Source organism: Nocardioides sp. Z43_10, from assembly GCF_059766615.1.
The window spans coordinates 77,918-90,403 of record NZ_JCBAJY010000004.1; the positions used below are offsets into that span (position 1 = coordinate 77,918).

Annotated in this window: 9 protein-coding genes and 1 pseudogene; 5 read left to right on the forward strand and 5 right to left on the reverse strand. The window is 72.8% G+C overall.

Going from position 1 to position 12,486, the window contains the following annotated elements:
• The first annotated feature begins 82 nt into the window (after positions 1-82).
• The 4 genes from AC6EI4_RS08645 to AC6EI4_RS08660 all read left to right on the forward strand — a co-directional run bounded on the left by AC6EI4_RS08645 (position 83) and on the right by AC6EI4_RS08660 (position 5,415).
• A complete protein-coding gene (locus tag AC6EI4_RS08645; protein ID WP_498451384.1) occupies positions 83-3,046 on the forward strand; it encodes an RCC1 domain-containing protein in 2,964 nt (987 codons plus the stop codon).
• A gap of 129 nt (positions 3,047-3,175) precedes the next feature.
• A complete protein-coding gene (locus tag AC6EI4_RS08650; protein ID WP_498451210.1) occupies positions 3,176-4,486 on the forward strand; it encodes a phospholipase D-like domain-containing protein in 1,311 nt (436 codons plus the stop codon).
• 100 nt (positions 4,487-4,586) lie between these two features.
• Positions 4,587-4,772 carry a DUF5302 family protein gene (locus AC6EI4_RS08655; RefSeq protein WP_498423267.1) on the forward strand — a complete coding sequence of 62 codons (186 nt, stop codon included), beginning with the start codon at positions 4,587-4,589 and terminating at the stop codon, positions 4,770-4,772.
• Between the two features lie 109 nt (positions 4,773-4,881).
• Entirely contained in the window at positions 4,882-5,415 is a 534-nt protein-coding gene (locus AC6EI4_RS08660) for a MaoC family dehydratase (protein WP_498451211.1), read from the forward strand.
• A gap of 74 nt (positions 5,416-5,489) precedes the next feature.
• On the opposite strand, the gene AC6EI4_RS08665 is transcribed toward AC6EI4_RS08660, so the two are convergent.
• Positions 5,490-6,668 (reverse strand): MFS transporter, encoded by a 1,179-nt coding sequence (locus AC6EI4_RS08665; RefSeq protein ID WP_498423264.1) that lies wholly within the window; start codon positions 6,666-6,668, stop codon positions 5,490-5,492.
• An 82-nt stretch (positions 6,669-6,750) separates the two neighbouring features.
• On the opposite strand from AC6EI4_RS08665, the gene AC6EI4_RS08670 reads away from it, so the two are divergent.
• Positions 6,751-7,386 carry a DUF6758 family protein gene (locus tag AC6EI4_RS08670; RefSeq protein ID WP_498451212.1) on the forward strand — a complete coding sequence of 212 codons (636 nt, stop codon included), beginning with the start codon at positions 6,751-6,753 and terminating at the stop codon, positions 7,384-7,386.
• A gap of 84 nt (positions 7,387-7,470) precedes the next feature.
• Here AC6EI4_RS08670 and AC6EI4_RS08675 read toward each other — a convergent pair.
• The 4 genes and pseudogenes from AC6EI4_RS08675 to AC6EI4_RS08690 form a co-directional block, all read right to left on the reverse strand.
• Positions 7,471-8,199, reverse strand: a pseudogene (locus AC6EI4_RS08675) (AfsR/SARP family transcriptional regulator); the annotation flags it as partial.
• A 436-nt stretch (positions 8,200-8,635) separates the two neighbouring features.
• Positions 8,636-10,111 carry a sugar transferase gene (locus AC6EI4_RS08680; RefSeq protein ID WP_498423260.1) on the reverse strand — a complete coding sequence of 492 codons (1,476 nt, stop codon included), beginning with the start codon at positions 10,109-10,111 and terminating at the stop codon, positions 8,636-8,638.
• A gap of 107 nt (positions 10,112-10,218) precedes the next feature.
• Positions 10,219-10,899 (reverse strand): LuxR C-terminal-related transcriptional regulator, encoded by a 681-nt coding sequence (locus AC6EI4_RS08685; protein ID WP_498423258.1) that lies wholly within the window; start codon positions 10,897-10,899, stop codon positions 10,219-10,221.
• Positions 10,878-12,308, reverse strand: coding sequence for a sensor histidine kinase (locus AC6EI4_RS08690; protein WP_498423256.1), 1,431 nt, complete (start codon positions 12,306-12,308; stop codon positions 10,878-10,880). The genes AC6EI4_RS08685 and AC6EI4_RS08690 overlap by 22 nt, the downstream gene beginning before the upstream one ends.
• Positions 12,309-12,486 lie beyond the last annotated feature (178 nt).

Genomic DNA, 12,486 nt, shown 5'->3' on the forward strand with positions numbered 1-12,486 from the left:
CAGCGGCGCTGCCGGACGGCTTCTTATCGTCACAACTGATTACTGACACCACATCAGTCCCACGGTTACCCTCGTGTCCGTGATGCTGAGAATCCGCGCGGGACACGCCGCAGCCCTGATGGCCGTGCTCGCCCTGGTGGTGCCGATGCTGGCCGTCGGGGGAGCCGCGGCCAGTCCCGCGTCGGCCGCGACGGCCAGGTCGGCCGCGCCGGCGGCCCGGGCGGTGGTGGCGTGCAGCGACGTCCTGGTGGTCGGTGTCGGCCGCGGCGCGCCGGGGTGGCGGGGCAGTGCCTCGCTCGCCCCGGCGCTCAACACCGTGACCGGCGCGTTCGCCTCGCTGGCCGAGCAGAACGGCTCGCGCGTCTCCGTGCGGCACCTCGGGGTGCGCTTCAAGCCGGCCACCGCGCTGGCTCCGGCCCGGGCCAAGAACGCCGCCCGTGCGGTCACCCGGGCGCGTGCTCGCGCCTGGGCCACCGGGGTCGACGCGGCGGTGGGCTCGGTCCTCAGCGAGCTGCGCAGCGCCGCGGCCACCTGTCCCCAGCAGTCGATCGCCCTGGTCGGGCAGGCGCAGGGCGCCAGCGTCGTGCACCGGGTGCTGGCGCGCGACGGCGACGTGGCTGCCCTCAAGGAGCTGCTGGTCGGCGCGGTGCTGGTCAGCGACGGCGACCGCCGCGCCTCGACCCGCGCCACGGTGATCGGCCGGCGCGCCGCGCTCGCCGCGGGACGCGGGGTGCTCAACCAGCGCACCAAGGCGGTGGCCGACGTCCCGACGCCGGCCCACGACCTGCGCGTGATCTCGGTCTGCTCGCGCCGCGACCTGGTCTGCGACCTCGGCAAGGTCCCGGTCCGCAAGGCGCTCGCCGCGCACCGGTCCTACGACGCGGCGCCGAGCCGGGCGATCCTCCAGCGCGGCGCGGACCTGCTCTGGCAGCGGGCCGCGGCCTGGCCGCGCGTGAGCGCCGGGCAGAGCGTGATCACCCGGCCCGGCATCGCCTTCTCCCAGTCGGTCGCGGTCCGGGTGGGCTCGTCGTACGCCGCCAGCACGGTCTTCGACCAGGTGCAGGGGCTGCCGGACGGGGTGACGCTGAGCTCGGCCGGCGTGCTCTCCGGGGCGGTGGGCGCCGCCGGCAGCTGGGACGTGACGTTCCGGGTGCGCAACACCCGCCCCGCCACCGCGCCGGTCACCGGCACGGTGACGATCGTGTCCGCCGACACCGGGGCCACCTCCCAGGTCGACGCCGGGGGACAGACCTCGTGCCAGGTGAACAAGGAGGGCACCGCGTTCTGCGTGGGCAGCAACGCCGCCGGACAGATCGGGGACGGCACCAAGACCGACCGGCTCGAGCCGGTCCAGGTCGGAGCCACCGGGGAGTGGCGCTCGGTCAGCACCAGCGGGGCCACCACCTGCGGCATCAAGGTCACCGGGGCGCTGTTCTGCTGGGGGATGAACAACCGCGGCCAGCTCGGCAACGGCGGGGCCTTCCGGCTGACTCCCACCCAGGTCGGCACCAGCACCGACTGGACCCAGGTGGCGGCCGGCTGGATGCACACCTGCGCCCTCAGCGGCGCCGGTGCGCTGTGGTGCTGGGGTGAGAACTCCGACGGCCAGCTCGGCATCGGCAGCCGTGCGCAGCGCACCACGCCCACGCGGGTCGGCACGCTCCAGGACTGGACCGACGTCACGGTCGGCGGCTGGCACACCTGCGGCGTACGCCGGGACGGGTCCGCATCCTGCTGGGGGCGCAACGACCTCGGTCAGCTCGGCGTCGGCAGCACCGCGGCCCAGCTGAGCCCGGCGCGCGTGCGCTCCTCGGCCGTCTGGTCCTCGCTCGACGCGACCTGGTCGTCCACCTGCGGTCGGACCCAGGACTCGCAGATCCAGTGCTGGGGCCTCAACGATCAGGGGCAGCTCGGCGACGGGAGCCGCACCAACCGGACCGCGCCGGTGGCGCTGTCGGTGGGGCGGCGTTGGTCGACGGTCTCCCTCGGCGACGCCCACGCCTGCGCGGTGGACCTCGACGGCGCCGCCTGGTGCTGGGGCGGTAACCGCTACGGCCAGCTCGGCGACGGCACCGAGCGCACCACGCTCCGGCCGGTGGAGGTGGCCGGGAACCGACGGTGGATGGGCATCGACACCGGATGGATGCACACCTGCGCGCTGGCTCTCGACGACACCCTCCAGTGCTGGGGCAACAACGAGCGGGGCCAGCTCGCGCGCGGCGGGGCCGCTCGCGCCGATCGCGCCACGCCGCCGGGGGTGCGCGCCGCGCCTGCGCCGAGTCCCCGGGTGCGCGCCGTGCCCGAGTTCACGATGGTGTCCTTCAACGTGCTGGGCAGCCAGCACACCGAGCCGGGCGGAGGCGCTCGGAACTACGCGCCCGGCCGGATCCGCTCGGAGTGGTCCACGAACCTCCTGCAGGGCCTGAACGCCGGAGTCGTCGCGCTCCAGGAGCTCCAGGTCGACCAGTACCGCGACCTGAAGCGCTCGGTGGGGGACACCTTCGACTTCTACCCCGCCAACACCAACCGTCCCCGCGTCGTGTGGCAGAGCGTGATGTGGAACAAGTCCCAGTGGCGACTGGTCGAGGCGGTCGACGTGACGATCCCGATGAACGGCACCACTCGGCCCAACCCGATGGTCCGGCTGAGGAACATCGCCACCGGACGCGACGTCTGGGTGCTCAACGTGCACAACTCCGCGCGCAACACCCCGCAGCGCCAGCGCGAGCGCAACCAGGCGCTGCGCATCGAGATCGCCAAGATCAAGGAGCAGCGGCGCAACCAGGTCCCGGTGGTCTTCGCCGGTGACATGAACGAGCGCAAGATGGTCTTCTGCAAGGTGACCGGGCAGACGGATCTGCGGGCCGTCACGGGGGGCTCGCGCACGGCCAAGGTCTGCACGCCTCCGCGTCAGATGCGCCTGGACTGGATCTTCGCCTCGCCCGAGCTCACCCGGCGCAGCGCGGGGTTCCTCACCGATCCGCTGGTGCGCAGGATCACCGACCACGCCGTGCTCCAGGCGCGGCTCACCGCACCCAACGGCTGAGGCCGGCCGGGCGTCGTACGGCGCCCGGCTCGGCCCCGCGGCCGGTCTCCCAAAGAATCCGAACCAGCGCGTGGCCTGGGTTAGAGTCATCTTTTGGTCGACGCCCCCCAGCAACGTAGGAGTTCCACCGTGCGCTCTGCACACCTGACTCGAGGCGCCGTTCGCGTCACGCTGCTCGCGGTCCTCGCCGCGCTGCTGCCGCTCACTTTCAGCGGGGCCGCAGCCCAGCCGCAGACGAGCACCGCCAGCACCACGAAGGCGGCGAGCCCCGCGAAGGCCGCCGCCGCCAAGGCTGGGCGCTGGGCCCCGCCCACCGGCGTGCTGCTCAACGACCCGACCAACGCCAGCCGGCGGGTGATCCTGGCTCGGGTGATCAAGGCGATCAACCTGACGCCGCGCGGGGAGTCCATCCGCATCCTCACCTGGAACCTCGACGACCGTCCGGTCGTCAACGCCCTGATCAAGGCTCGTCGTCGTGGGGTCACGGTCCAGGTCGTGGTCTCCGGCGTCGTCGACAACCCGAACTGGACCCGGTTGAAGACGGCGCTCGACCGCAACCGGACCGACACCAGCTTCGCCAAGAAGTGCCGCGGGGCCTGCCGCAGCAGCGGGCCGATCAGCCACTCGAAGGTCTACCTCTTCAGCCGGGTCAACAACGCGCGCTACACGTCCATGTACGGCTCGTCCAACCTCGCGACGCCGGCCGGCAACCGCCAGTGGAACGACCTGGTGACGGTGCGCAAGCAGGCCCTCTACAACTACTTCGTCAAGACGTTCAACGAGCACTCCCGCGACCGTGCGGTGGCGAACCCCTACGACGTGCGCTCGTTCGGCAACACCCGGGTCACGCTGTTCCCGGCGGGCGAGCGGAACCCGGTGCTCGAGGAGCTGCGCCGGGTGCAGTGCACCGGCGCCACCGGCAACACCGGCAACGGGGGCCGCACCCGGATCCGGATCGCGATCGCCGGCTGGTTCGACGCCTACGGCGGTGCGATCGCCAACCGGGTGCGCACGCTGTGGGATCGCGGCTGCGACGTCAAGATCGTGACCACCCTCGCCGGTGGCGGCGTGAACCGGACGCTGAAGGCGAACACGGGCCGCGGCCCGGTCCCGATCCGCAACATCAGCGTGGACAACAACGGCGACGGCGTGCCGGAGCGCTACCTGCACCTCAAGGCGCTGGCGATCAGCGGCGTCTACGACGGTGACACCTCGGCGTCGGTGTTCTTCACCGGCTCGCCGAACTGGAGCAAGCGGGCCCAGAAGTCGGACGAGGTCTGGGTCCGGATGCTCAACCGGCCCGGGATGGTCGCCCAGTACACCCGGCTGGTCAACAACCTCTACGCCTCGCCGTCCGCCTCGGCGCGGATGACGGATCCCGGCCTGACCGCCAAGCGCGGGGAGACCGACGGCGCCCCGGGCGTCTTCGAGATCAACTGATCGCTCGATCCACGCACTGGGCGGCACCGGGTATTTATCCGGTGCCGCCCAGTGCGCATCGGTGCCATGCTGGGGATCCGCCCGAGCAGAGGAGCACCCGGTGCCGAACAGCGATGGTCCCCGCGAGGACCTGAAGGCCAAGATGCGCGCGGCGCTCGCCCGCAAGCAGAGCAACGACCGCGGCGTGGACCACGCGGCCGGCCCCCCGGAGAAGGCCCACGGCTCGGAGGTCGTGGGGGGTGCGCCCAAGATGCACCGCCGCAAGGCGGGTGGCGGAGGCTCCTGAGCCGAGCGTGACGTAGCGCACGGGCGTTGCGCCTCCCCCTGGGCCGGATCTTTCGGCACGATGGGCGCAGCCCGGGAGGCGGGCTGGAGTCGACCAGGAGGAGCACGTCGTGCAGTTCGGCCGCAGCTACGAGGAGTTCGAGGTCGGAGCGACCTACAAGCACTGGCCCGGCAAGACGGTCACCGAGTTCGACGACCACATGTTCTGCCTCCTGACCATGAACCACCACCCGCTGCACCTCGACGCGAACTACGCCGAGGAGACCACGCAGTTCGCCAAGAACGTCGTGGTGGGCAACTACGTGTACTCGATCCTGCTCGGCATGAGCGTCCCGGACATCTCCGGCAAGGCGATCGCCAACCTCGAGATCGAGTCGCTGCGCCACGTCGCCCCGACGTTCCACGGCGACACCCTCTACGGCGAGACGACCGTGCTGGACAAGTGGGAGTCGAAGTCCAAGGACGACCGCGGCGTCGTACACGTGGAGACCATCGGCTACAACCAGGACGGCAAGATCGTCTGCATCTTCCGCCGCAAGGTGATGGTCCCCAAGGACAGCTACCTCACCGCCCGCGGCGGCGAGCAGCCCGGCCGTCCGGTCCCGCAGCCGGACAAGAACTGGTCCGGCCCGCAGGGGGAGTGATCACCCGAGGATTCACGAGGTAACTCGTGGTTCCCGCACTTCCCACGCGTTCCGACGTGTGGGAAGTGCGGGTTTCACGAGGTAACTCGTGAAAGCGCGGCCGGCGCGAACGCCCGCGCCAGCGGCACGATGCCCAGCACCAGCACCATCGGTACGGCGAAGCCGACGCGCAGCGAGCCGGAGCCGACCAGGCCGATCAGCACCGAGCCGAGCAGGGCGCCGGCGTAGTTGAACTGGTTGAAGCGGGCGATGACCGCGTCGACGCGGGCCTGGCGCTGCACGGGCGCAAGCGCGGCGTCGTCGGCGATCGCGGCCGCGGCCGAGAACGACAGCGGCGCGATCACCGCGACACCGAGTCCCAGCAGCGTGAAGCCGACCACGGCGACCTGCCAGGTGGGGGCCAGGACCACCAGCGCCAGGGAGCCGGCCGCCCCCAGCGCGCCGGCCCGCAGCACCCGCACCGGCCCGTGCCGGGCGACGAGGCCGTCCCCGGCCGTCCGCATCAGCCCGGTGGCCACCAGGTAGGGCAGGGTCGCCATCGCCACCCAGCGCTGCGGCGCACCGAAGGTCTCCTCCAGATGGGTCGGGCCCCAGGTCGCGGCCGCGGTGTCGACCATGTAGAAGAGCACCAGCGCGACGCCCACCAGCAGGACGGGACGCCAGGGGAGGGCCACCGCCGGTCCCGAGGGATCGCCGACGCGCGGGAGCAGGGGCCCCAGGGACACCAGCAGGGGCACCACCGCCAGCACCGCGACCACCCTCAGCCCGGCGTCCCCGGACGCCAGGGTGCCGGCCGCGCCGACCACGCCGCCCCAGGTCCAGGCGCCGTGGAAGGACGGCAGCAGCGGGCGAGCGGCCAGACGCTCGATCGCGACCGCCTGCATGTTGCCGCACGCGTCGACCATCCCCAGCGCCACGCCGTACGCCGCGAGCCCGGCGACGAAGACCCCGAAGGCCGGCGCGAGCGCCAGCACCGGGACGGCCACCGCCATCAGCAGCAGGCCGGCCCGCAGCACCCAGGCGCTCGGGCGCCGCGACGAGAGGCGCTCGCTTGCCACGGAGCCGGCGCCGGCGAGCAGCACCATCATCAGCAGGAGCAGGGACAGGTCGGTCTCATCGACCGACCAGGTGTCCTTCACCTCGGGAAGCCGGGTGGTGAGGCTGATGAACACCAGCCCCTGGGTGAAGAAGGCGGCTGCAGCGGCCAGTCGGGCTCTGCCCAGGCGGGTGGTGGGATCCGGCTCGTCGCGCACGCTGGCATCGTGTCAGCACCCGGGTCTCGGCGGGGGACTTTCCGCCCTTGACGCATCCCCGGCCCCCGCGCACGGTGGGGCCATGCCGCTCACAGCCGCGTGTCCTAGATGTGTCTCGCCGGTGATCGAGCGCGACGACGTGTGGTCGTGTCCCGAGCACGGGAGGGTCGCGCCGCTGTGGCGCCCGCGCGAGGTCTCCTACGATGCGTTCACCGCACACCTGCGTCTGGCGGACGGCTTCCCGACCTATCTGTCGTGGCCGCTGCTCTCGGGGTGGTCCATCGCCGACTTCGGGGTGGTCTGGCAGTCGCCTGGCCAGCCCCTGGCCACCATGGCCTGCTGCTCGGGAACCAGCGCGGCGGACGGCCCGGTGGACGTCTGCGTGGTGGCCGAGGAGGTCGGGGTGGGGCTGGGCGCCCGCCTGGCCGGACGGCCCGGCGACGACCCGGGACCCGAGTTCGGCCAGGGGGCACCGGTCACCCGGGTCCGGATCGGCTCACAGGCCGTCCCCCTGTGGTGGGTGGCCACGGTCGCCGGGGCGGGGGAGGTCGACCGCGCCGTCCTCGCCGGGGAGGCGGGGGGACGGTGGCTGTGGATCCTGGTGCGCCCCGCGCCCGCGACCCTGCTCCTGCCCGAGGACTGGCTCCTGCGGGACGTGTCCGGTCTCGGAGCCGCGCTCGTCGATCTTCCCTTCGGGGGGCACCGTCCGAGCCTCTGAGGAGCGTGCCGCGGCGGGCCCGGGCGCGGCGGGCGGGGGCGTGGAGGGTGGCGTACCCCAGCCCACGCCTCGCAGCAGCGTCAGGTGCAGGTCGAGGGTCTGCGGCGACGGGTCGATGCCGAGCTCCTCGGCGAGGCTGGCCCGGTAGGTCTCGAAGACGCGCAGCGCGCTGCCGATCTCACCGAGCTCGGCGTGCGCGCGCATCAGGGCCCGCTGGGCGCGCTCGGCCGAGGGATCGAGGCTGATCGCGGCACGGGCGTGGTCGAGCGCGTGGCGATAGCGGCCCAACTCGAGGGCGGCCTCGGCCGCATCGGCCAGCAGGCTGTGCCGCTTCTCGCTGATCACCGCGCGCACCGCCACTGCCCAGCCGCTGTCGTCGTTGGAGGCCCGGAACTCTCCCGCGTACAGGTGCTCGGCCGCCTCGGTCAGCTCGAGGGCCGTGCGGAAGTCCCCGTCTCGGCAGGCCGCATGCACCTGGGCGGCGCAGATCTCGAAGGAGGCCACGTCCACCCAGGCGTGGTTGAGCACCACGCCCACCTCACGGCGGACCACGCACTGCGGGCCCAGCACCCGGCGCAGATGGCTGATCGCGGTCCGCAGGCTGGCGCGGGCGCGGTCCTCGGTGACGTCCGGCCAGAGCTTGTCGATGATGCCCGCCACCCGGACCGGGTGGCCGTTCTGGAGCGCGAGCAGTCGCAGCAGGTCGCGGTTCTTGCCGGTGCGCCACTCGTGGTCGGCGATCGACGAGCCGTCCCGGCGCAGCACGATGAAGTCGCCGAGCAGGAAGATGCGGATCCACGGCTCCCGATGCATCGACTGCCCCCCGGCTCTGTTCGGCTGGCCCGACGTTTGCAAACCCAACACAAGCGTCGCCGGCTAGAACGCTGTTCACAACGGTAACGCCGTACTCAAGGAATGTCGCCGATCGATCGGCGAGCCCTCGGCCAAGGAGGGGGCCACGCCCCTCGCCCGAGCCGGAAATGCCAGCCGGCTCACCAGCCGCTATCGGCCGCCACGACCTCCCGCCGGGGGACGGGACGGGGGGTCTACGGGGCGGGGTGACCAGACCGCGATCGGTCCGCCGCAACGGACTCGAACAGGCCGGGCTCCGCGCCTTCGAGCGGCACGGCTGGTGAGCCGGGGCAGTGCGCCGAGCCGAGGCCCGACGAGTCCACGATCTGCCAACGGGGGCTATCGGGGCATCCCCAATTCAGGGGTTCTCGGCGGCCTCGCCCCCGAGGGGAGAGCGTCAGTAGGCGCCGCGGTGGGTCAGCACCGCTCCGAGCGTGCGGCACACGATCCGGGCGTCCATCACCAGCGACCAGTTCTCGACGTACTTCAGGTCCAGGCGCACCGACTCGTCCCACGGCAGGTCCGAGCGACCCGAGACCTGCCACAGACCGGTCAGGCCCGGCTTCACCGCCAGTCGCCGGCAGGTGTCGGCGTCATAGCGGGCCACCTCCGCCGGCAGCGGGGGACGCGGGCCGACCAGCGACATCTCACCGCGCACCACGTTGACCAGCTGGGGCAGCTCGTCGAGGGAGTAGGTGCGCAGGAACCGGCCCACCCGGGTGACGCGGGGATCGGCGCGCATCTTGAACAGCACGCCGGCGCCCTCGTCCCGCTCGCGCAGCCTGGTGAGGTGGACCTCGGCGTCGGTGGTCATGGTGCGCAGCTTGAGCATGGTGAACGGGCGGCCGTCGCGGCCGATGCGCACCTGGCGGAAGAAGGCGGGGCCGCGCGAGTCGTACCTGACCGCGATCACGAGGGCGAGCAGCAGCGGTGCCGTGAGCACCAGACCGGTGGCCGCGGCGAGCCGGTCGGAGCACCCCTTGGTCACCCGGCGCACCCCCTGCAGCTCGGCGTGGCGCACGTGCACGAACGGGATGCCGCCGGCGGGGGCGAGCGTGGTGCGGGAGGCGTCGACGTCGAGCAGGCCGGGGCCGATGAACAGCTGCCGCCCCTCGCCCTCGAGCTGCCAGCCGATCCGACGCAGGGTGACCGCGTCGAGCTCCGGGCTGGGCAGGGCGATCACGGCATCGGCGTCGTGGTCGGCGACCACGTCACCCAGGGCGTCGACGCCCACCGTGCAGGGCAGGTCCGCGAGAAGCGCGGACGCGGGGCCCGAGGGCATGGACGGGACCGAGACCGCCACCACCTCGAAGCAGTGGTCGGCGGTACGGCGCAGCGCGGCGAGCACGTGGGCGACGTCGCGCTCGTGGCCGGCCAGGACCACCCGGGTGGGCCGACCGCCGAGAAGCGGCAGCCGGGTGCCCAGCCGGCCCACGACCAGGAGCCGCATCAGCACGGTCAGCGTGGTCGTGGCCACCGCCAGGGAGAGGACGTCGATCGGCGGCGTGGACAGCTGGGACAGCGAGAGCCCGGCCCAGCCCAGCAGGGCCAGGCCCACCCCGGCTCGGCCGATCCGCCGGACGTCCTCGATGTCGAAGCGGGTCCCGCGGGACTCGTGGGCGCGGGTGACCACCAGCAGCAGCGTCCACAGGACGGGCAGCACCACCACCGAGAGGGCGTCGAGGGCGACCAGCGACGTGCTCGCGTCGGGCAGCAGGTCGACCGTCGGCGTCCCACCCTGGACGACGGTGAGCGCCAGGACCGCGGCCAGCGCGTCGCAGGCATGGCCCAGCCAGGGGCTCGTGCGAGGGCCGATCCGACGCCCGGCCGGCTCGCGCTGCTCCGCGTGCTCGAGCCTGGCCACTGCGGTCATCGGCTGTTCCCTCCCCGGTGCGTGCTGCGCTGGAAAGCGCTGTCACGAACCTAGGAAGGGTGCTCGCGCGATGCATGCCGCAATCTGGGCATCTCAGCCGCCGGCGCTCAGGCCGGCACCTGCCAGCCCGCCCGGTGGGCGATGCCGACGGCGGCCAGCTGCGAGGAGACCCCGAGCTTGGCCAGGATCGACTTCACCTGCGTGCGCACGGTGGCCTCGGAGACGACCGAGCGCACGGCGATGTCGCGCACGTTCAGGCCGTCCATCAGCAGACCGAGGATCTCCGACTCCCGCCGCGTCAGCGAGTCGAGCCGCTCGCGGATCTCCTTCACCTCGTGACGCTCGCTGTGGTAGAGCCGCAGCAGGTCCTCGCGGTCCTCGTGCGAGAGCACCGAGCGCCCGTCGTTGATCAGCCGGACCGTGGCGAGGATCCGGTTGAGGGGCGAGGTCTTGCTGAGCACGATGCGGGCGCCGTTGCGCAGGCACTCGCCCCAGCGGATCTTGTCGTGGCTGGCGGTGACCACGACCACCGCGGCGCCGGTGCGCACGATGGGCTCGATCAGCGGGATGGCGCTGCCGGCCGGCCCCAGGTCGAGGTCGAGCAGCACGATCCGGGGCTGGGCGCGCACGATCGCGGGCAGCAGGGTGCTGGCGTGCGTGACCGACTCCGGCGGCGAGATGCGGCGGACGTCGTAGCCCTCGATGGTCATCGCCACGTCCAGCGACTCGGCGAAGAGCTGGTGGTCCTCGACCAGCACCACCCGGGTCAGACCGCGTGGGCGTGCCATGCCGCGTCCTCCTCGGCCAGGTCCAGGGTGATCACGAAGGCCGCGCCTCGGGGGCGTCCGCTGCGGTCGAGCTGCAGCGTGCCCCCGAGCTCGCCGACGAGCCGGCTGGCGATGTGCAGACCGATCCCGCGTCCGCGCGAGCCCGGCCGCTGCGTGCCCCACTCGAAGAGGATGCCGCTGAGTTCCTCGGGCACACCGGGTCCCTCGTCGGCGACCGTGATCCGGGCGTGCGGGCCCGCGCTCGTCACCTCCAGGGTGACCGCGGAGCCCTCGCTGTGCCGGGCCGCGTTGTCCAGCAGGATGTGGACCGCCTCGGCCACGTGATCGGCGCGTCCGAGGGCCCGTACGCCGGACGCCTCGCACCGCACCTGGTGCCCGCGCGCACGTACCGAGGTGACCACGGGCAGCAGCACGTCGTCGAGGTCGAGCGCCGTGAGGGGCTCGTCGGCGCCCCCGGCGAGCAGCCGCTCGAGGCGGGCCAGCTCGTCGGCCTGCATCCGCTCCAGGCGTGCTCGAGCGGGAGCCGGCACGGCGTGCTCGGCGCCGTGCAGGAGGCGCGAGGCGGCGGCCAGCCCGGCGACGGTGGAGCGCAGCTCGTGCAGGGTCTCCTCGTAGTGGCGCACCTCCGCGGCCAGGGTGGAGGCCCAGTCGGTCGCCGGCGGGTCGCTGGGCGAGGTGTCCCGTACGGCGCCCAGGATGCTCAGCGCGGGCACGGTGCGGCACAGCGTCAGCGCCACCCAGGCCACCAGCGCGGCGCCCCCGATGTGGGCCACGGCGATCGGCAGCCCCAGCGCCGGGGCGTCACCCAGGCTCGGTGCCGCCGCATCGGTCAGCACGATGACGAGCACGCCGGTGCTGAGCTGGGCGCCCGCCCACCGGGGCAGCTGTGAGAGGCCCGCGAGGGTGACGGCGATGGCGAGGCCGGCGCAGGCCGTGGCCAGGTGCAGGGCCGTGGCGGCGGCCGTGGACGGGTCGGTGCCGAGCTCCAGGGTGAGCAGCGTGGCCTGCAGCGTCACCGCTCCCAGGCCCAGCAGCATGCCCAGCGCCACCGGGTCCAGCGACGACGGGAGCGCGACGCCGCGCACCGCCATCACCACCAGGCCGAGCGTGGTCACCACGGTGACCAGCTCGGCGATCCCCGGGAGCGCCAGCGACGTCGTGGTTCGGGCCCCGGCGACGTCGAGCAGCGAGAAGGGGATGCCGTACGTGGCGACCGCGAAGGCCGCCGCGGCGAGCCATCCGCTGACGTCCCTGCCGCACAGGCGCCAGTGGACGTAGAACGTGACGCCACCAGCACCGAGCACGATCTGCGCGATCGCTCGGCTGATGACCTGGACGGACGCGAACGGCGCCCCTTCGTGCAGCAGGACCATGGTGGCGACCAGAGGCGGCGCCAACACGATGGTCACGAACAGGATCGTGAAAAGGCCGGTGGTCCGGCGCGAGTGCGCAAGTGTGGTGGCGGACCTGCGGGCCGCGTGTACAACGTGCATATCTGTCCCTCCGTCTCACCACAAGTAGGGATGGCGGGGCTCAAACGAACGTCAACAACGCGCAAAACCGCAGCCTTCGACGCTCACCAGCGGT